Here is a 20,516-nt window from a genome sequence, read left to right on the forward strand (position 1 = left end):
AACACACCCGCCCCGAAGAACCGGACCGTCAACTCTCCGGCGGGCCTTCACCGAAAACACAGGGAGCGTTACCGAGATGGGATCCGCAGAAACTTCCGGACCGACGCCTTTTCCGCTCGACGAGCGCGGCATGCGGCCGGTCGAGGTGCACTGTCACGGATTCGGGGACGTGGATTTCTCCGACTTCACACGCGTGGACCTGGACCGCCTGGACATGTGGTGCGCCGGCGAGGGCGTACTGGCCCTGCCCACGATGTACCTGCACCGCGACCGGCTCGGCGAGTTCGAGGACTTCATGCGCCGTTACGCCGCCAAGCGCGCGGACGGCCTGCTGTCGCACATCCCCGGCGTGGCGCTGGAGGGTCCGCTGCTGTCGCACCGCGGCGGCACCCCGCAGTCCACGGTGTGGGCGCCCAGCCGCAACGAGTGGGAGCGCCTGGCGGCGCTCGGCGACCACGGTCTGGTCTACACGGTCGTCTCCCCCGACGCGTTCTCCCCGGAGTCGGTGCTCCAGGACGACCCGCATCTCAAGGACAGCGACTTCGAGTGGATCGTGCCGACCCTGCTGGCCCGCGGTGTGCGGCCCGCGCTCGGCCACTTCACCCGTGACGACCCGGCCCGCAGCGCGGCCACCGTCGACGCCATCGTGGAGATCGCGCACCGTTCGCCGTGGCGCGGCAACGGCGTGCGGGTGACCACCGACCACCTCTTCAACGACATGCCGCTCAACATCCGGCACGCGTTCCGCACCGACCGCGCACGCGCCCAGCGTGACGAGGTCATCGCCTCCTACGACGTGCCCAACTGGACGCTGGACAACATCAGCGAGATGGCCGGCCCGGTGCCGGGAGCGATCATCAAGCAGGCCGTCAACGGCCGGATCGCCGCCTGCATCAACTTCGACGGTGAGCACGTGGATCTCGCGCTGGCCACCCGGGCCGTACAGCTCATGGGCCCCCGCAACGCGATGATCATGACCGACCGGTGCGACTCCGCACGGCTCGGCGGCCGCGCGCTGCACCACACCGGGGACAACGGCCTGTGGTACGAGGAGAACGGCGTGGTCGCGGCCGGCTCGCAGCCGCTGGCCCGGCACATCGCCAACGCCAAGGCCAACGGGCTGTCCGACGAGGACATCTCCTTCCTCATCACCCGCACCGCGCACCGCACCTTCGGCATCACCGCCGCCTCCGAGGCGATCGCCGCCGCCGTCTGACCGGCGAGCGCCCCTCCCACGACGCGGCCGGCGTTCCCCCGGCGCCGGCCGCGTCCCACTTCGCAGCAACGGGGAGACGGAACATGTGTGCCGAGCCCGCGCTCGACACCCCGCCGCCCTTCTTCTCACGCACCTGTCAAAGGTGGCGCCGCGGGTATTTCACGGACCCACGGAAATTACTCGGGATGAATTCCCGAGGCCCTTACCGGAAGGCCGGTGACATTCCGGCACCGGCCTTCTCATCACTCGTCGGCGCACCTACCGGGACGCGCCTACCGGCGATGGAAGGAAACTCTGCCGGACCACCCCTGCACGCAACCGCTCCACGGCCTTCCGGGAAAACCGCGGTCTGCGCATTTCGAGAGAACAGGATGGGGACGTGTTTGATCACATCGCGGACGCGATGAAGCAGCCGGATGTGGTCCGGCTGGACCGCAACCTCTATGTCCTGCGCTTCGAGATGATGAAACTCTATTCGGCGCTCGAAGCCGTCCGGCATCTCCTGGCGACCGGTGTCGTCCGGCCCGGCGACACCTTGATGGACAGTTCCAGCGGCACCTACGGCTATTCGCTCGCCCTGGCCTGCCACAAATACGGAATGCAGTGCCGCATCGTCTGCTCGACCAAGGTCGACGCCCAGGTGCGCCGCCAGTTCGAGATGCTGGGCGCCCAGGTCGACCAGGTGCAAATCCCCCCGGGGCCGATGGTCGACAAGATGGACCAAGGGGCCCGCCTCCGGCGTGTCGCCGAGATCCTCGACACCGAGCCCGGCGTCCACTGGATGCAGCAGTACCACGACGGCGTGCACTACCTCGGCTACCGCGAGTGCGCCGAGATGCTGCAGAAGGAGTTCGGCGGCGAACCGCTCACCCTGGTCGGCGGTGTGGGAACCGGCGCCTCGACCGGCGGCCTCACCAGCTACCTGCGCGAGCTCAACGACGATGCCGAACTCGTCGGCGTCCAGCCCTTCGAGAGCGTCACGTTCGGCAGCGACCCGGTCGAGGACCCGGTGGCCAGCATCTCCGGCATCGGCAGCCCCATCGTCATGCGCAATGTGCGCTACGAGCTCTACGACCGGGTGCACTGGGTCGGATTCGACAGCGCGGTGGCCGCCACGACCGGCCTGTTCCGCCGCCACGGTCTCTACGCCGGGATGTCCTCGGGCTGCAACTACCTCGCCGCCCGCTGGGAGGCGGCGCGCGACCCCGAGCGCCCCTGTGTCTTCATCGCCGCGGACACCGGCCACCGCTACGCGGAGAACGTCTACGCCCGTCCCCAGGGCGACGACAGCGTCGAGAGCCTGGTGCCCAGCTGCATCGACTCCCTGGACCACCTGGCCTTCCCCTGGTCGGTCATGGACTGGGGCCGTCGGCCTTTCCAGCCCATCAGCAAGGAGGACCCCCGGTGAACACGCCCACGGGCCGGAACATCATCGCCCTGGAGTGGCTGCAGTTCGGCCTGGGCCGACTCGTGGCCGCGGCCGCCGAGGAGGGCCTGACCGTCCATCTCCTGACCGGCAACCGGCCGGAGTACGCGTACGAACTGTCCACCGTGGACAGCCCCCACCTCGTCGTCCACGACGTGAACACCCACGACGTGGCGGAGGTCGTCGCCACGGTCCGCGCGATCGGTGACGTGGCGGGCCTCATCAACACCACCGACACCTGGAGCCTGGTCGCCCTCGACGTCCGGGCGGAACTCGGCCTGGCCGGGCAGGATCCCGCGTGCATACGGCTGGTCCGCGACAAGGCCCGGCTGCGCCGGCGCCTGTACGAGCACGGGCTCTCCCGCGCCGACGGCTCCCCTCTCGCCGCCACGGACGACGCCGCCGCCGTGGCCGCCCGGGTCGGTCTGCCCCTCGTCGTCAAGGACAGCGCCGGAACGGGGAGCGAGCACGTCTGGCTGGCCCGCACACCCGACGAACTGACCGCCGTACTGGACGAGGCCCGGCGCTCCACGCTGCGCGGCCACCTGACCGCCGAGCCCTACTTCCTCGGCCCCCTCTACAGCATCGAGACCCTCACCTGGGAAGGCCGTACCCGCGTCATCGGTGTCAGCAGCCGGCTCCTGTCCGCTCCCCCGGTATTCCGTGAGGAGGCCCTCGCCTTCCCCGTCGCCCTGCCCTCCGCCGTGGCCGCGGACGCAGAGCAGTGGATCGAGCAGGTACTCAAGAGCGTGGGGTACACCGAGGGCTTCGCGCACACCGAATTCATCCTGACCGACGACGGGTTCGAGGTCGTCGAGATCAACCCCCGTCTCGGCGGCGGCCTGCTGGGCGAGGAGATCTCGCAGACGCTGGACCTCAACCTCCACGCGACGTTCCTCGACCTCGTCCTGCGCCGGCGCCCCGCCCTCATGGACGCGCCACTGACACCGCGCCGCGGCGCGGCCCATGCGCGGCTCTACGCCCCCCGGACGGGCGTCTTCGTGGCGTGTGAGGGCCAGGAACTGCTGTCCGGGCACCCGGGCGACCCCGTGCTCCGCCCGGCACTGCCGGCCGGCACGACCGTACGCACCACCGCCCATCAGGACGGCTGCGTGGCCGTGCTGTTCGCCACCGGTCCCACCTCCGAACTCGCCCTGCAGAACGTGCTGTCCGCGGCGGGCGAGGTCCGCGTCCGGATGGAGGGGGACGACCGTGGCTGAGCGCACCCCTCATCTCCTCGTCCTCAGCGGCTGGGCCGGCGTGGTCGAAACGGCCCTGTCCCTCGGCTTCGACGTCAGCTTCATCGGGAACACCGCCGACTTCACCCCGCACGACATGGACGTGCTGGACCGCTGCCGGTACGTGCGCAGGATTCCCGCCGAGCAGACCGTCGCCTGCCTGGAGGCCGCCCGGCACATCCACGCCGGGCACCCGCTCGACGCCAGCATCTCCTTCGGCGAGTTCGGCATGGAGAGCTCCGCCGTCATCGCCGACGCCCTGGGGATCAGAGGCATCCCGCTGGCCTCGGTGGCGGCCACCCGTTACAAGGACCGGATGCGCGACATCCTCGCCGCCCACCCGCAGCTCGCGCTCGGCTGGGCACGGGTGGCGAGCGCCGAGGGCCTGGAGAAGTTCCACGCCCACCACGGGCTCCCGCTGATCGTCAAGCCTGTCGCCGGCTCGGGAAGCGTCGGCGTACGCCAGATCACCACCCCCGGCGAGCTACGCGCCGCGCTGGACGACGCTCCGTTCTGGCTCCGCGGGCCCTACCTGGCCGAGGAACTCATCGAAGGGGACGAGCTCTACAGCGTCGAGACGGTGACCCTCGACGGCCGGCACGCCATCGCCGGGATCTCGCTCTGCCGGCTCGCCCGGCACCCGAACGTCGCGATCACCGAGATCACGGTGCCGCCGCCGGCTCCCTACGACCGGCACACACCGAACATCAGCAGCACCGTCCAGGCGTTCCTCGACGCCATCGGGCACACGTGGGGGCTCACCCACACCGAGGTCAAGGTGGCTCCCGACGGGCGGCCGGTGGTCATCGAGTCCCAGACCCGCATCGGGGGCTACCGCATCTTCCGGCTGGTCGAACACACCGGCGGAGTCGATGAGATCAGCACCGTCCTGCGCAGCCTGCTGCCCGGGGGCGAGAGCGTGCGCTCGCCCCATCTGCCGCCGGCCACCGCGGTGGGGATGGTCGTCTCGCTGATCCCGCCCCCCAAGCGGGTACGCCGCACCGCCGACGCCGAACTCCTGCGCGGCATCGACGGGGTGGAGGACTTCGAGGTCGACATCCGTCCGGGCGAGGTGCCGCTGCCCGTCGCCGCCAACACCAAGCGGCCCGGTCTGATCTGGCTGCACGTGCCCGACCACGCCGCGGCGGAGCGCACCAAGCAGGAGATCGCGCGCACCTACTGGATCGAGTTCGAGGACGGCGATGTCTGGCATCCGTCGTTCTGAGGTGTGGGCCGGGCTGGTCCGTCTCCCCGCCGGTCTGCGCTTCCTGCTCGCCACCTCGTTCTTCATGCCGCTGGCCAGCTTCATGGTGCTGCCCTTCCTGGGGATCCTGCTGCACGAGCGCCTGGGCATGGCGATGGGCACCGTCGGGCTGCTGCTGGGGGTCATGTCCTTCCTGCAGTTCTCCGGTGCCCTCGGCGGCGGTCTCGTCGCGGAGCGGATCGGCCTCAAGAAGTCCATGGTGGCCGGGCTGACGGTCCGTACGAGCGGATTCGCGCTCTTCGCGGCAGGCCTGTCCGTGCCGCAGCTGGCCGTCCCCGCGGTACTGCTCACCGCGCTCGGCGACGCCCTCTACTCACCGGCCAACAAGGCCTACCTCGTGGGGGAGGTCTCCGAGGAGCACCGGCCGGTGCTCCTGTCGGTCAACAACTCGGCCCTGAGCACCGGGATGGCCCTGGGCACCCTGATCTCCGGGCTGCTGATCGCCCGCCTGCCGCTCCTGGTGTTCTCGGTGGTGACGGTGATGTTCGCGGCGGCGACGCTGCTGCACGCGGTCATCCTGCCGCGCGGCCTGACGGCCACCCGCCCCCGGGACGGCGGGAGCGGCGACTGGATGAAGGCGTTCTTGACCCCGCCCGCCCTGGTGGCCCTGGTGACCGCCTACATCTTCTGGTTCTTCCAGAACTACCTGGGGGTCTTCGTCACCGCCGGGCACTCACCGGCCGTCTACAGCCTGGCCATCGTGCTCAACAGCGCGCTGGTCATCCTCGGCCAGCCCCCGGCGGCGCGGTGGATCGGACGGCTGCGCTACTCCACCGCCGTCCTCATCGCCTTTCCCGCGCTCGCGCTCGGGCTGCTGGCGTTCGCCCGGCCCGGGGTGGGCTTCATCCTCGCGGGCACGGTGCTGATCAGCGTGGGCGAGGGCGTCATCTTCCTCAAGAACGAGCTGGAAGCCCTCCGGGCCGTCCCGGGCCGCCCGGCGCTGGCCGTCGGCAGCCAGCGCCTGGCGCTGGGCATCGGCTCCTTCACCAGCGGAGTCGTCGGCGGCCAGCTCTATGCCTTCGCCCAGTCCGGCGGCGGTGCCGAGCACTTCTGGCGCTACGCCGCCCTGCAGGGCCTCCTCGCCACGGCCCTCCTCATCGCGGTGACGCGCGCCCGGCCGGCCCGCCGCCGGGAAAGCGTCCCCGCCGTTCATACCCCCTCGTCCGAGTGGAGTGGATCGTGACCCAGACCGACGACCTTCCCGCGGCAGGCCCCCGGCGGCGGGGACCCGCCGGCCCGGCCCCCGGCTACCGCGTGCCCTCCGTCAGCGGCGACCTCCCCGGGCCCCGCAGCGCGGAACTGCTCGACCGGCAGAGCCGGCGCGAGTCCAACGCCCGTACCTATCCCCGGCGGCTCCCGCTCGCGATACGGCGGGCGGCGGGCAGTTTCCTCGAGGATCTCGACGGCAACGTCTTCCTCGACTTCCTGAGCGGGGCCGGGGTCCTCTCGCTGGGCCACAACCCGCCCGAGCCGCTCGCCGCGGCGCACCGCCAACTCGACGAACTGGTCCACGGACTGGACTTCCCCACGCCGGTCAAGGACGAGTTCACCGATCTGACGCTCGGGATGCTCCCGGAGGCGATGCGCGACCGCACGAAGATCCATTTCTGTGGGCCGACCGGAGCCAATGCCGTCGAGGCCGCCTTGAAGCTGTGCAAGACCGCCACCGGACGAGAGGACGTGATCTCTTTCCAGGGCGGCTTCCACGGGAGCACGCTGGCCACCTTGTCGGTGACCGGACTCGTCGAACAGAAGGCCCCGGTCCGTGGCCGGATGCCCGGAGTCCACTTCTTCCCGTACTCCAGCTGCCACCGCTGCCCGCTGGACATGGAGCGCGGGTCCTGCGCCGTCAACTGCGCCGGATATCTGGAGCGTTCCCTCACCGACCCCAACGGCGGCATCCCGCTCCCGGCGGCGGTCGTGCTGGAACTGGTCCAGGGCGAGGGCGGGGTGATACCGGCCGACGCGGAGTTCGTCCGGCGCCTGCGTGAGCTGACCCGGACCCTGGACGTCCCGCTGATCGTGGACGAGGTCCAGACCGGCTGCGGGCGCACCGGGACCTGGTTCGCCTTCGAACAGTACGGAATCGAGCCGGACGTCGTCGTCGCGTCGAAGGCGCTGAGCGGACTGGGGCTGCCGGCCGCGGTCATCCTCTACGACGAGCGGCTGGACGTGTGGCAGCCCGGCTCGCACAGCGGCACGTTCCGCGGCAACCAGGCCGCCTTCGCCGCCGGCGTGGCGACCATGAAGGTCGTCCGCAGGGACGGCGTGCTGTCCAACGTACGTGCCCGCGCCGAGCAGCTCATGCGCCGTCTGGAAGGCCTGCGGGAGCTGACCGACCGGGTGTCCGACGTCCGGGGGCTCGGCCTCATGGCCGGCGTGGAGCTCGCCGACCCCGTCACGGGCCGGCCCGCCTCCGCCCTGGCGCTGCGCTTCCAGCGGGAGGCGCTGCTGCGTGGCCTGATCGTGGAGCTGGGCGGCCGTGACGACGGTGTGCTGCGCCTGCTGCCCCCCTTGAACTGCACGGCCGAGGAGATCGACATGGCCGCACACATCCTGCACACGGCCCTCGATGCGGCGCTCGTCGCCGAAGCACCCCACGGAAACGGCTGACCGGCATGGACCAGCTCCTGGACACCGGCCGGCCCGGCCCGGCCGGCTCCCCGTTGCCCGTGGCCCGGCTGCGCTGGGCGATCAGCCTCTTCTTCGCCCTCGACGGCTTCGTGTTCGCGGGGTGGGTCGTCCGTATCCCCGCCATCAAGCAGCAGGTCGACGCCTCGGCCGGCGCACTCGGCCTGGCCCTGCTGGGGGTCTCGGTGGGCTCGGTCGCCACGATGCTGCTGACCGGCCGGCTGTGCCGCCGCTACGGCAACCACCCGGTGACGGTGGTGACGGCGGCCATGCTGTCGCTCTCGGTCGCGCTGCCTCCGATGACGCACTCCGCCCTGCAACTCGGCCTGGTCCTGCTGCTCTTCGGAGCCGCCTACGGGGGCCTCAACGTCGCCTTCAACGCGGCGGCCGTGGACCTGGCGGAGGCGATCCGGCGCCCGATCCTCCCGTCGTTCCACGCGGCCTTCAGCGCGGGCGGACTGGCGGGGGCAGGGCTCGGCGGGATCCTCGCCCCGCATCTGGACCCGCAACCACACCTGTTGATCCTGACGGCGATCGGGCTCGTGGTGACCGCCTGCGCGGGCCGGGTGCTGCTGCGGGCGCCGGTGCCGGCGCCCGGCAGTGGTCCGCGCGACGAGGGCGCGCACCCGGGAGAGGCGAAGGGGCGGGCGGCGAGGGGCCGGGCGCGGCTCTTCCTCACGGTCTACGGGCTGATCACCCTCTGCACGGCGTACGGCGAGGGAGCGATGGCCGACTGGGGCTCGCTGCACCTCTCCGTGGACCTTCATACGGGAGCGGGTGCAGCGGCGGCCGGGTACGCCGTGTTCGCGCTGACGATGACGGTCTCCCGGATGTCGGGCACCTGGCTCCTGGAACGGTGGGGCGACACCCCCGTCCTGGTCACCGGCGGTGTCCTCGCCGCGGTGGGCATGCTCGTGGGAGCCCTGGCCCCGCAGTTGTGGCTGGTGTTCCTGGGCTATGCGCTGACCGGGCTGGGTCTCGCCAACGTCTTCCCCGTCGCGGTCGGCAGCGCCGGCGCCCTCGGCGGCCCGCAGGGCGTCGCGGTGGCGTCGACCCTGGGGTACTCCGGCATCCTGCTCGGCCCGCCGTCCATCGGGTTCCTCACCGAGGCGTTCGGTCTGCCGAGGGCCCTGACCACCATCGCCGCGCTGGCAGCCCTGGCGGCCCTGCTCGGACACCTTGTCCACCGTGGCCGCACCGGCGGACGCCGGCCCGGCCCCGCGGCGCCCGCCCCATGACCGCAACGCGCCCCGCGCCGTGAACGAAGGAGGCCACATGGCTGTCAAAGGATGCATGTTCGACTTCAACTGCACGCTCTTCCACCTCGAGGACGCGGAGAGCTGGCTGCATGCTGTCGTCGGGGAGTCCGGCCTGGCCGCCGGCGAGGTCGATGTGCCGCTGTGGGCGAGGCGGCTGCGGGACTTCGGGGCGGTGCCCGGCGGTCCCGCCCCCCGCGAGGCCGGCCCCGAGCTGATGCGGCTGTGGCAGGAGCGGGATCTGGATGCCGTCCGGCACCGCGCGGCGTACACCGGGCTCCTGCGTGCGGCGGGGCTGCCCTGGCCCGAGCTGGTCGACGCCCTCTACGAACGCCATATGACCGCCCCCGCCTGGCGCCCCTACCCGGACACCGCGGAGGTCCTCCGGACGCTGCACGACCACGGCGTGGGGGTGGCCGTGGTGAGCAACATCGGCTACGACCTGCGGCCCGTCTTCCGCCACCACGGGCTGGACGCCTACGTGGACGCCTACGTGCTGTCCTTCGAGCACGAGATCCAGAAACCCCACCCGGGCCTGTTCCGGGCCGCCTGCGCACACCTGGGCCTGGCCGCGGCCGACGTGGCGATGATCGGTGACGACCGGGTGGCCGATGCCGGAGCGGCGGCTTTGGGCTCCCCCGTCCACTTCGTCGATCCGCTGCCCGTCGCCGACCGGCCCGACGCCCTGCGCAAGCTGCTCACGCACCTGTTGTGACCCGCGACGGTGCGCCGTGCCGCCGGACGCGCCCGCCCCTGACACCAGACCGGACAGGAAGAAGGACCATGCCTCTCAGCCCGAGCGACACCGCCCCTCGTATCGCCCTGGTCGGCGCCACCGGTGCCGTCGGCACCACCTTGATCGAGCTCATCGAGGAGCGCGGATTCCGCTACCGGGAGATCCGCCTCGTCGCCTCCGCGCGCTCGGCCGGCCGTGAACTGACCGTCGAGGGCCGCCCCTACCGCGTCGAAGCCCCCGACACCTTCGACTTCTCCGCCGTCGACCTCGCCTTCTTCTCCGCGGGCAGTTCGGTCAGCAGGAAGTGGGTGCCCGCGGCGGTCGCACAGGGGGCCCTGGTCATCGACAACACCAACGCCTTCCGGATGGACCCCGGCACGCCCCTGGTCGTCCCGCAGGTCAACGCGGACGAGCTGGACCGGCGTCCGTCCAGCGGCATCATCGCCAACCCCAACTGCTCCACCATCCCGCTGGTCCGGCTGCTGCGGCCCGTCGAGGACAGGTGGGGCATCCGACAGGTGGTGGTGAGCACCTATCAGGCCGCGTCCGGGCGCGGCCACTCCGGAATCACCGAACTGCACGAGGCCAGCCGCAGCACGCTGGAGGACCCCGCGGCCCAGGGCCCGGCCGTGGAGTTCACCCCCACCCTCGCCTTCAACGTCGTCCCGTTCATCGACGAGCTGCTCGACACCGGCTTCACGCTGGAGGAGCAGAAGATGCTGCAGGAATCCCGCAAGATTCTCGGCCTGCCCCACCTCGACGTGACCACGACGTGCGTCCGGGTCCCCGTGGTGAACGGGCACTCCGAAGCGGCCTGGATCGAGTGCGACGACGTCGTCGCACGCGACGAGCTCGTACGGCTGCTCGCCGCTCAGCCCGAGGTCACCGTCCACGACAAGGACACCCTCGGCGCCTTCCCCACCCCGCGTACCGCGGGCGCCCCCGACCAGGTGCACGTCGGCCGGATCCGCGTCGCCCCGCACAACCCGCGGGGCTTCTGGGTGTGGGTGGTGGCGGACAACCTGCGTATCGGCGCCGCCCTGAACGCACTTCAGATCGCCGAGGCACTCACCGAACGGGGCACGCTGTGACCGCGGCCGCCCCCGTCGTCCTCAAATTCGGCGGCTCCAGCTTCACCGAGCCCGCCGCCTACGGGGAGCTGGCCCGTGCCCTGTCGGCGCGGCTCGACGCCGAGCGGCGCCCGCTGGCGGTCGTGGTCAGCGCCATGCCGGGCGAGACCGAACGGCTGCGGGAGCGGTTGCACGAGGTCGACCCACACCCCTCGGACGACCGTGTGGCCGGTCTGCTCACCCTCGCCGACACGGTCAGCGCCCATCTGCTGACCGCCGCGCTCCACCGCCTCGGCAGGACGGCCACCGTACTGGCGGGCCACCAGGCGGGGTTCACCACCGACGAGACGTTCATGTGGGCGCGGCTGGAGCACATCGCCCCGGAACCGCTGCGGCAGGCGCTCACCGGACACCAGGTGGTGGTCGTCCCCGGCGGGCAGGCCGCCGACGGGCGGGGACGGCCCACCTGGCTGGGCAAGAACAGCTCCGACCTGTCGGCGGTCGCCGTGGCGGTGGCCGTCGGCGCCGGCCGCTGTGAGATCCACTCCGACGTCGAGGGCATCTACAGCTGCGACCCGAACAAGGTCACCGGCACCCGGCTGCTGGAGCGCGTCTCCTACGGCGATGCCGCCGCCATGTCCCGGCAGGGCGCCAAGGTGCTGCACCACCGTGCCGTGCGCCTCGCCGAACAGCACGGCATCGCCCTCGTCTGCCGCCACAACCAGTCGCCGTTCACACCCGGCACCGTCATCGGCACCGGGGGCCCGGCCGACGCCGTGGTCCTCAACCTGCGCTCCCTCGTGCTCGGATACCCCGACCACGCGGCGGCCGACCGGGCACACCGCGCGTTCCGGGCCGACGGCCTGGACACCGTCCGGCTGGACGACAGCCCGCGGGTGGCGCTGATCGGCGGCTACGTGGACCACGAGGAGTCCCAGCGCCGCCACGGCCTCGTCCCCGGGCACCTCGCCGGAATCCCGGTGACCGAGATCAGGAACGGCCGCACCACCCTGCATGTCGCCGCCGACGAGGACGCGGCGGTGCGGCTCGCCCAAAAGCTTCACGACCACCTCCCCTCCCCCGCCACGGCGCCCCCGACCGTCTGACTGCCCGCAGGAGTACCCCGTGACCACCCACGCCACCGCGGTTGCCGCGGACCCCACCCTCATCGAGATCGACCTGCCGGACGGTGTCCGCGACCGCCTCGGGGCGGAGCTGGCCGCCCTGCCCGATCCGGCCCGGAACATCGACTGGTCGATGGCCCGTTACCTCCAGGTCTTCGCCCAGCTGCCGACCGGAACGCTCCAGCAGATCCTCGACTTCGGCCGGCACCCCGACACCCCCGGTGTCGGGTACGTCCGCAACGCTCCCGTCGACGAACGGCTGCCGCACACCCCCCGGGACGGCAACCCGAGCCCGGACAAGGCCACGTTCGTGGCCGAGGGCGTCCTGCTGGGACTCACCGGGCTGCTCGGCGAGCCGGTGGGATTCAGCACCGAGAAGAACGGGCAGCTGGTGCACGACGTGATCCCGGTCGAGGGCGGCGCCATGACCCAGACCAACCGGGGGTCCTCCGTCTTCCTCAACTTCCACAACGACATCGTCCATGACGCGACCGGCCGCTACGACGTCGCCAGTCCCGACTTCCTCGTCCTCAGCTGCGTACGCGCCGACCACGACGGCGTGGCGGGCACCTACTACGCCGATGCCCGCGACATCTGCCGGGCCGTCGACGAGCGGACACTGCACACGCTGCGCAGCCCGCTGTTCCGTATGAACGCCCCCGGCAGCTATGTCCGTGACGTCGCGGGCGGGGCCGAGGTGCTGTCCGACCCGGTCCCGATGATCAGTGGCCCGGAGGCCTTTCCCGAGGTCTCCGCGGCCGCCAACGGCGTCCGGGCGATGAACGAGGCGGCCCATGCCGCCCTGGACCGTCTCCAGGCGGCCTGCCGGGAGGTCGCCCACGAGGTGTACCTGCGCCCCGGGCAGGCGCTGCTCATCAACAACCGCAAGGGGCTGCACGCCCGTTCGCATTTCACCGCACGCTACGACGGGCAGGACCGCTGGCTCCAGCGGACCTATGTACGACGCAGTCAGTGGGACATCCGCTACCGGGCCACGCCGGGCAGCCGCCGCCTCTACTGACCCGCCCTACGCCGCTTTCCCGAAATGCGAGGCCGACGCCCCATGACCAATGTCGCTGTGATCAACTACGGCCCGAAGCTCGACTATGCCGCCATGATGCCGGAACTGGCCGACAAGCTGCAGGTGTTCAGCCACCACGAGCTGAAGAACACCGAGAGTCTGGCCCGGTACGAATACGTCAAGGACTGCGAGGCCGTGCCCTACGCAGAATTGATGATTCGCCGGCTGGCACGCGAGCGGCCGTTCACCCACGTCATCACGGACAATGAGTACGACCTCGAACGGGTCGCCCGCATGTGTGCGGACTTCGGCATCTCCGGTCAGTCCCCGGCCGGCGCGCTGTCCTTCCGCGACAAGGTGGTGATGAAGGAGGTCGCGCGCCGGACCGTCCCCACGGCCCGCTTCGCCCGTCTCGACACGTTCGTCGATCTGACCGGCTTCATCGAGGAATGCGGCTACCCGGCCGTCGTCAAGCCGGTGAAGCAGGGCGGTTCACGCGACATCGTCGTGTTGCGGGGCGAGGACGACCTCCTCGCGTTCAGCCAACGGCTCTGGCGCGAGGACCTCATGGTCGAGGAATTCGTCGAGGGGCAGATGTACCACGTCGACGCGGTGCTGGCGGACGGCTACCGGTTCGTGGCCTCGTCCCGCTATCTGCGCAGCTGCCTCGGTGTGTTCTCCGGGGAGAACAACGGCTCGCTCCAGTTACGTCCGGAGAGCAAATTCGCCCGGCGGCTGGAGGAGTTCTTCGACCGCGTACTCGAAGCCTTCGACACCGCCGACGTCAGCGCGTACCACCTGGAGGTGTTCCACACTCCGGACGACGAACTGGTGCTGTGCGAAATCGCGTCACGCGTCGGCGGTGACCGCATTCCCGCGCTCACCCGGGCCACCTACGGCGTGGACCTGCACACGGCCGTGCTGCGTCAGTCGTGCGGCCTGCACGTCGAGCCGCCGCCGGCCGAACCGCCCTCCGAGGTGCACGGATCCGTCTCGCTACTGCCGCAGGGCCGCCCGGTACGGCTGCCCGGCAGGCCGCCGTTCCCCTGGGTGCACCACTACGAGGTCAACGAGCAGATCGCGCCCGACGCGGTGACGCTGTACAGCGCTTCGCACCTGTGCTTCGTCATTGTGCGCGGCGCCGACACCGCCGAGGTGGAGCAGCGTCTCCTCACCGCTGAGGCCTGGCTTCTGGACAACCTCGAAGAAATCCCGGACGCATAAGCAGCGCCATCCCCCGAGAAAGGTGAGTTCCGTGCCGTACAAGATTCTGGTCCTGGTGTCAGAGGCGTACAAATTCAAGCTCGACAACCACTCGATCATCCCCAGCGCCCTGTACCGCGAAGGCCACGAGGTGTACATCGGAGACATCGACACGCTCTCCGTACACGACTCCGTCGTGGTCTGCGACCAGGTGAAGCTGTCCGAGGAATTCGCCGCCGGCGGCGACTTCCCCACGCTGAGCCAGTCCTATGCGTCCGCCGAGGACTTCGACCTGGTGTGGGCCCTCGCGGGCACCCATCCCGATGCGCTGACCGACTACTTCCAGCTGCTGTGGCTGCTCAACCAGCGGGTGCCGTTCGTCAATGACGCGACCGCGCTGTTCTACCTCAACTCAAAAATCAATCTCGGCGCCATCGTGCCCCCGGAGAACCTGCCGGTCTCGCATGTGTCGAACGACTTCGACTTCCTCAACACCCTCGTCGAGTCCGACGCCGACCGCTCGTGGGTCATCAAACCGACCAACGAGGGCTGCGGCGCGAACGTATACGTCGTCAACCAGAACGACCGCAACAGCACGGCGATGCTGAGTTCCGCCACCGGAAACGCGAACTCGCGCTACGTCAGCTACGGCCGGGACATCATCGGCATGGCCAAGCGTCACACCGCGGTACAGGAATACATCCCCAACATACGTACCAACGAGAAGCGCGTGGTCCTCGCCGGCGACACCCCCGTCACGGGATTCCTGCGCTTCCACCGCGAGAACGACAACCGCGCCAATGCCACCGTGGGGGCCCGCTACGAGGCGCTCACCCTCACTCCGGAGGAGGACGAGTTCGTCCGCCGGCTGGGGAAGCGGATGATGAACCACGGCATCTTCTACGTGGGCATCGATCTCGCCTTCCCGTATGTGATCGAGGTCAACATGGAGAACCCCGGCGGCCTCAACTACCACCGGCGCGCCACCGGGGAAGACCAGTCCTCCCACGCCGTCAACACCGTACTGGCCGCACTGCGCACCGCCGGGAAACTGCGGTGACCCCCTGACCGCTGCCCCACCCTGCTGCACATGCGCTCCTGAAGGCCACCTGGGCGGCGCCTGCTCGACGTGTTCGAACGAGCTCCCCTTACCCGCTTGTCACTCAAGCATCGGCTCTTGCAAGCTTCTTGCAGGTCACGTGCGCGCGCTGAGCGCACGCGGAGAGTCCTGGGAGGACGCGATCGTGAGCCGGCGGGTGGGAACAACAGTGGCGGACGGCAAGGGCAGGTCCACGGGCAGAGCGGACGGCCGCGCGCTCGCCGCGGCCTGCGTCACCGTGGCGCTGTGGGCATCGTCGTTCATCGCGATCCGCAGCTCCGCTGCGCATTTCGGGCCCGGCGCGCTCGCCTTCGGCAGGCTGGCGGTGGCGTCTGTCGTGCTGAGCGCCATCCTGCTGGCCCGGCGGGGTGGATTCCCGCCCCGCGAGGCCTGGCCCGGCATCATCGCCTCGGGAGTCCTGTGGTTCGGCGCGTACATGGTCGCGTTGAACTGGGGTGAGCGTGAGGTGGACGCCGGAACGGCCTCCATGATCGTCAATGTCGGGCCGATCCTGATGGCGCTCCTGGGCGGGTGGCTGCTGAAGGAAGGCTTCCCGCCCAAGCTGATGGCGGGCATGGCGGTGTCGTTCGTCGGAGCCGTGGTGGTCGGGCTTTCCACGTCCGGCGGAGGAGAGTCGTCTCTCGTCGGTGTACTGCTGTGCCTGTTCGCGGCGGTGGCGTACGCGGTGGGTGTGGTGCTGCAGAAGCCGACGTTGAAGCACGCCACACCGATGCAGGTGACGACGTTCGGTGCGCTCGTCGGAGCGGTGGCCTGCCTGCCGTTCGCCGGCCAGTTGGTGTCGCAGGTGAGCCAGGCTCCGGTGTCGGCGACGTTGCAGATGGTGTACCTGGGCGTCTTCCCGACGGCCCTTGCGTTCAACACCTGGGCCTACGCGGTGTCTCGTACCACCGCCGGGAAGATGGGGGCCACGACCTACGCGGTACCAGTGCTCGTCGTCTTCATGTCGTGGCTGTTCCTCGGCGAGGTGCCCGGCCGGCTGACGCTCCTCGGTGGCCTCATCTGCCTGTTCGGGGTCGCGGTCTCCCGGATGCGGGGGAAGGCGCAGGCCCAGGTCCCGGAAGACACACGACGGAGCCGAGCGGCTGCGGAGTTCGACGCTGCTGCGGAGCCCGACGCGTCGGCGGAGTCCGCACGGTAGGCGGCGGCCGTTGAAGGCCCGTGGCCCTGTGGGCCTGTGGGGTTGTGTCGCAGGCCCGGGACCTTCGCGGCGTGCTTCGCCGTACACATGACGATCGTCGTTCATCAGTGCCGCCTGCAGCGGCATGGTTTCTACGGTGCTGTCATGGCCTCGGAGTACTTCTTGACGAGTTCGTAGGAGCGAATGCGGTCGTGGAGGTCGTAGACGGGTGTGGTCAGCATCAGTTCGTCTGCTCCGGTCTCAGCAGCCAGTTGTGCAAGCCGGTTTACGACGGTCTCGGGTGTTCCGACGGCTTGCCGTGCGCGGAAGCCCGCCAGCGCCTGTCGCTCCTTTTCCGTGAAGGGGTGGGCGGCCGCGTCCGTGGGCGTGGGGAAGGGGATCTCACTCAGACCCTTGAGGAGCCCGGCTTTGACGACGTCCATCGGTCCGGCCAGCCACGCGGATTCTTCTTCCGTCTCCGCACACACCGCCTCCACGCACACCAGCACCCGAGGTTGCTCGCACCAACGGGACGGGGTGAACTCCGCTCGGTAACGTTCCAGCGCCGCACGGGTGTTGTCCGGCCGGATGTGGTGTGCGAGGGCAATCGGCAGGCCGAGTCCTGCGGCAAGAGCGGCACCTGCGGTGCTGGAGCACAGCAGCCAGGGCTCCGGCAGCGGGCCGAGTGCGACTTCGTCGACCAGAAAGGACAGGATCGCGGCCACGTCACCGTGGTACTCCGCATCCGTCGTCGGTCCGGCCCCGCGGCGCAGTGCCCGCGCGGTGGCCTCGTCGAAGGTGCCAGGGCCGCGGCCGATACCCAGGTCGATGCGGTCCGGGTGCAGGGCGGCCAGCGTTCCGAACTGCTCCGCCAGGGTGATGGGTGCGTGATTGGGTGCCAGTACGCCGCCCGAACCGAGACGGATGACCGAGGCCGAGGCGGCAGCGTGCGCGGTCAACACGACAGGCGGGAACGCGCCGATGGCCGGTGAGTGGTGATGCTCCGCGTACCAGATCCGGCGGTAGCCCAGCCGCTCCAGCCCCTGCGCGAAGGCGGCGGTGTCGCGCAGGGTCTCCACGGCTCGCGCCCCCGTTTGAACCATCGCGACTTCCAGCGCCGAAAGCGGTACATCGATCATGTCGTCAGCATAGGGATCGAGTGTCCGACGAGGGTGCCGTTCTTCCCTGTTCGCGGCCACAGAGCTAACGCGGGTGCGGTGCATACGCCGCCGCAACCGGTCGGAGTCGAGTCGGCCCGATCTACGGAGCGGGCTCCCCCGGTGAAGCGCCGCTACGTCGGCCGCCAATGACATGTCCGGCCCTCCCCCGTCTTCCTCCTCAGGGCCTCCTAGGTCGGAAGTCACCCAGTGGCGCCAAATACGTGGAGACCGTGGGGTGTTGGTGATGACGGACGCCTGGAAGACGGCGGTCGCGGCCGGACCTCGGGACCCGACCGCCGCCGGTGCGGTGTCATGTGGGGGTGCGGAGTTCAGGGGTGATGAGTTGGCCGATCTTCTTGTCCCGCTCCGCTCCCGCCAGAGCGCCTCGACCCGGCGTGCGTCTCCACCGAGAGTCCGCCCCTCCCGGCCCGCCGGGGATGCCGGGTGGGGCCGCTCCGTGACGCCCGTCCTCGTCGTAGCGTGTTTTTCACCCGCCTGCGAGTGCCGTCCGCACCGACGCAGTATCGGCCCGCCCCTTCTCATAGACCGTCAGGCCCCGCGACAAGTGCAGTGGTACCAGCAGCAACTCCACGACGAGAGCCTTCCAGGCGTAGACGAGATTGACGGCTTTGGTTGCGTAGACGCAGGGGATGTTCAGCAGCACCCCCGGCAGCGGGAGTTTGCGGCGGCGGGCGGCGTAGATGAGCGGGGGCATTGTCAACAGGAGTTCGGCTCCGGCCCACCAGGCGAAGGCGAGTGCGGGTGACTGGTCCGTCGTCGCGGCGAGGACGAACGGTGTCGCCCACCAGAGCGGTGCGGTGAGGATCTCCAGGAGGGCGAGCAGCACCCAGACCGCCAGCAGAGGTTTGTGTACGACCAGCCGTCCCAGGTGCAGCCGGACGTTCTGGCAGAAGCCGGCCATCCAGCGCCAGACCTGTTTGCGGAGGTAGGTGAGGTCTTCCGGGTCGGCGGCCAGGGCGACCGCGTCGGAGACGTAGACCGCACGTCTGCCCGCGATCTGCTGGGACCAGGTGTAATCCATGTCCTCGACGATGGTCCGCTCGGGAAATCCGCCGAAGGCCATCAGATCGTCGCGCCGGAAGACGGAGCAGCAACCCGAGCACACCATGGGGCTGTTGGCCCTGGCCTGGATGGGGCGATGCCAATGGAAGCCGAAGAGATACTCGGTGGAACGCCCGCGCTCCCAGATCGTGCGGGTATGGCGGGTGCGGACCGTGCCCGCCGCGATCGAGACGCCGGGGTCGTCGAAGACGGGCAGGACCGTCTCGATGTAGTCCGGTGCGAGGACGGTGTCCGCGTCGACGGCCAGGACGAGGTCGGTGGTGCACTGCGGAAGGGCGTAGTTCTGCGCCTTGGCCTTGCTGCCGAGATTGTGCGCCGGGCGCAGTACCGTCACTCCGTGTGAGGCCGCCACCTCTCCCGTACGGTCCGTGGAGGCGTCGTCCACGACCAGGATCCGGTCAGGCCGTACGGTTTGCCGGGCGAGGGACTCCAGTGTGGCCGACAGTCCCTCCTCCTCGTTGTGGGCAGGAACGATGACGGTGATGGTGTGCATATCGGTCTCCCCCTTTCTTGCGGATCGCGCTGACCACGACGGTGAACAGTCCGATCACGCCGTAGACCATGGTGCTGATGCCGATGAACGGCAGTCCTCCGTGCATGTCACCGACCGTAGCGACGCGACGCCTCACGCGGTTCCGGAGGGCGCCTCCTGTGGATAACTCACCGAGGGAGGGGGTGAGTTGTCGCACCGTGTGCGTCCGTGAGCTGACGGGGCACAGAGATCTCGGGTCAGGCGCCTTCGGGAGTGACCGGTGCTTCCGCCGTCGTGTCGCGGTGCTGTCCGAGCAGGCGGGTGCGGAAGAGGTCGAGCACCTCGTCCAGCGCGGCGCGGGTCGGCTGGCCGGGTTCGTCGATGAGGTGCTCGGTCAGCACGGAGTGCGGCGACAGCACAGCATCGGGATTCGCGGCGGAGTCGTCCAGTTCGACGGCGGTGAAGGCAGCACCGAGTTCGCGGCGCAGTAAGGCGAACCGGTCGCCCGGTACCAATCGGTCCGAACGGAACCGCAGCCCCATGACCCGAAGGTCTTCACGCTCGCAGCGGCCCCGGACCGCGGCGAGATCTTCGGCGGAGATATCGATACCGGCGGCCCGGCTCCTGGTGAGGGGCAGCGGCAGGGACGGCTGGGACAGGACGGGGGCGAGCAGGCGCTCATCGGCGGCCATGGCGAGGGCGAAGCCGCCGGTGAGACACATACCGACGGCCCCGACGCCGGGGCCGCCGCAGCGCTGATGCTCGTGCGCCGCCAGGGCTCGCAGCCAGGTCACCACGGGGGAGGTTTTTCCGGTGGCCAGCACGGTGAATTCCCGGCTCACGCAGACCTTCCCCATCGACGAGGCCGTGTAGAGCCCCGACTTCAGCCGGCCGGCGTCAGGTCCGGCATCGCGGCCGGGCCTGCCGAAAAGTACCGGGAGCACGGCCGTGCAGCCGATGGCGGCCACACGTTCCGCGAATTCCAGGACCTTGGGCGTAATACCGGGTATTTCCGCCATCACGATTACCGCGGGCCCCGTGCCGCGCCGCAGTATCCGGCGCGTATTGCCGTCATGGGTGAAAGTGCTGCGGTCGAAGCCGGTCAGGTCGTGATCTGCCATGGATTGCCACCGTCCTGGTCGGTGCCGGTCGGGGACCGCTCTTCGAACAGGGCGCCCGGCCCCCTCCGGCGCGGTTTCCACGCGAGACTACCGAGCGGTCCTCTGGCGTGCGTCCACCTCTTCGCCACACGGATCACCACTTACGCCGATGCAGCCCTCAGCGGATCCGTCAGTTGGTCGGCCCCGTACCGCTGATGGAGACCCGGCGTCGGCGTCGCAGCCCCTCGGACCACCAGCCCCGGACCGCATCCCGTCGGA

The 20,516-nt window shown here is 70.0% G+C and carries 17 protein-coding genes; 14 read left to right on the forward strand and 3 right to left on the reverse strand.

Annotation, left to right across the window (positions count from 1 at the left end):
* The first annotated feature begins 76 nt into the window (after positions 1–76).
* The 14 genes from ACWGI6_RS15810 to ACWGI6_RS15875 all read left to right on the forward strand — a co-directional run bounded on the left by ACWGI6_RS15810 (position 77) and on the right by ACWGI6_RS15875 (position 16,443).
* Complete coding sequence (locus tag ACWGI6_RS15810; RefSeq protein WP_453268029.1) at positions 77–1,216, forward strand: hypothetical protein; 1,140 nt, start codon at positions 77–79, stop codon at positions 1,214–1,216.
* Positions 1,217–1,595: 379 nt separating this feature from the next.
* Positions 1,596–2,624: a pyridoxal-phosphate dependent enzyme gene (locus ACWGI6_RS15815; RefSeq protein ID WP_393903868.1), complete on the forward strand. Its 1,029-nt coding sequence runs from the start codon at positions 1,596–1,598 to the stop codon at positions 2,622–2,624.
* Complete coding sequence (locus tag ACWGI6_RS15820; protein WP_453268030.1) at positions 2,621–3,862, forward strand: ATP-grasp domain-containing protein; 1,242 nt, start codon at positions 2,621–2,623, stop codon at positions 3,860–3,862. Before ACWGI6_RS15815 ends, ACWGI6_RS15820 begins: the two co-directional genes overlap by 4 nt.
* Positions 3,855–5,105, forward strand: a complete 1,251-nt coding sequence (locus ACWGI6_RS15825) for an ATP-grasp domain-containing protein (RefSeq protein ID WP_453268031.1) — start codon at positions 3,855–3,857, stop codon at positions 5,103–5,105. The genes ACWGI6_RS15820 and ACWGI6_RS15825 overlap by 8 nt, the downstream gene beginning before the upstream one ends.
* Positions 5,083–6,327 carry an MFS transporter gene (locus ACWGI6_RS15830; RefSeq protein ID WP_393903865.1) on the forward strand — a complete coding sequence of 415 codons (1,245 nt, stop codon included), beginning with the start codon at positions 5,083–5,085 and terminating at the stop codon, positions 6,325–6,327. Before ACWGI6_RS15825 ends, ACWGI6_RS15830 begins: the two co-directional genes overlap by 23 nt.
* Complete coding sequence (locus ACWGI6_RS15835) at positions 6,324–7,757, forward strand: diaminobutyrate--2-oxoglutarate transaminase family protein (protein WP_453268032.1); 1,434 nt, start codon at positions 6,324–6,326, stop codon at positions 7,755–7,757. Before ACWGI6_RS15830 ends, ACWGI6_RS15835 begins: the two co-directional genes overlap by 4 nt.
* A gap of 5 nt (positions 7,758–7,762) precedes the next feature.
* Positions 7,763–9,013, forward strand: a complete 1,251-nt coding sequence (locus tag ACWGI6_RS15840; RefSeq protein WP_453268033.1) for an MFS transporter — start codon at positions 7,763–7,765, stop codon at positions 9,011–9,013.
* 37 nt (positions 9,014–9,050) lie between these two features.
* On the forward strand, positions 9,051–9,746 hold the full coding sequence (locus ACWGI6_RS15845; RefSeq protein ID WP_453268034.1) for an HAD family hydrolase: 696 nt from the start codon (positions 9,051–9,053) through the stop codon (positions 9,744–9,746).
* 68 nt (positions 9,747–9,814) lie between these two features.
* Complete coding sequence (locus ACWGI6_RS15850; protein ID WP_453268035.1) at positions 9,815–10,858, forward strand: aspartate-semialdehyde dehydrogenase; 1,044 nt, start codon at positions 9,815–9,817, stop codon at positions 10,856–10,858.
* On the forward strand, positions 10,855–11,943 hold the full coding sequence (locus ACWGI6_RS15855; RefSeq protein ID WP_453268036.1) for an amino acid kinase family protein: 1,089 nt from the start codon (positions 10,855–10,857) through the stop codon (positions 11,941–11,943). Before ACWGI6_RS15850 ends, ACWGI6_RS15855 begins: the two co-directional genes overlap by 4 nt.
* A 19-nt stretch (positions 11,944–11,962) precedes the next feature.
* Positions 11,963–12,982 (forward strand): TauD/TfdA family dioxygenase, encoded by a 1,020-nt coding sequence (locus ACWGI6_RS15860; protein ID WP_453268037.1) that lies wholly within the window; start codon positions 11,963–11,965, stop codon positions 12,980–12,982.
* 42 nt (positions 12,983–13,024) lie between these two features.
* The gene (locus ACWGI6_RS15865) at positions 13,025–14,206 is read left to right on the forward strand and encodes an ATP-grasp domain-containing protein (RefSeq protein ID WP_453268038.1); all 1,182 of its coding nucleotides are present in this window, start codon (positions 13,025–13,027) and stop codon (positions 14,204–14,206) included.
* Positions 14,207–14,237: 31 nt separating this feature from the next.
* A complete protein-coding gene (locus ACWGI6_RS15870; RefSeq protein WP_453268039.1) occupies positions 14,238–15,245 on the forward strand; it encodes an ATP-grasp domain-containing protein in 1,008 nt (335 codons plus the stop codon).
* Between the two features lie 208 nt (positions 15,246–15,453).
* Entirely contained in the window at positions 15,454–16,443 is a 990-nt protein-coding gene (locus ACWGI6_RS15875) for a DMT family transporter (RefSeq protein WP_453268082.1), read from the forward strand.
* A gap of 131 nt (positions 16,444–16,574) precedes the next feature.
* Here the strand turns inward: ACWGI6_RS15875 and ACWGI6_RS15880 are convergent, their stop codons facing one another.
* The 3 genes from ACWGI6_RS15880 to ACWGI6_RS15890 all read right to left on the reverse strand — a co-directional run bounded on the left by ACWGI6_RS15880 (position 16,575) and on the right by ACWGI6_RS15890 (position 20,258).
* On the reverse strand, positions 16,575–17,561 hold the full coding sequence (locus ACWGI6_RS15880; RefSeq protein WP_453268040.1) for an LLM class flavin-dependent oxidoreductase: 987 nt from the start codon (positions 17,559–17,561) through the stop codon (positions 16,575–16,577).
* Between the two features lie 508 nt (positions 17,562–18,069).
* The gene (locus ACWGI6_RS15885) at positions 18,070–19,158 is read right to left on the reverse strand and encodes a glycosyltransferase family 2 protein (protein WP_453268041.1); all 1,089 of its coding nucleotides are present in this window, start codon (positions 19,156–19,158) and stop codon (positions 18,070–18,072) included.
* Positions 19,159–19,394: 236 nt separating this feature from the next.
* On the reverse strand, positions 19,395–20,258 hold the full coding sequence (locus ACWGI6_RS15890) for a dienelactone hydrolase family protein (RefSeq protein ID WP_453268042.1): 864 nt from the start codon (positions 20,256–20,258) through the stop codon (positions 19,395–19,397).
* Positions 20,259–20,516: the final 258 nt, after the last annotated feature.

It is taken from the genome of Streptomyces sp. NPDC054786, from assembly GCF_053611685.1.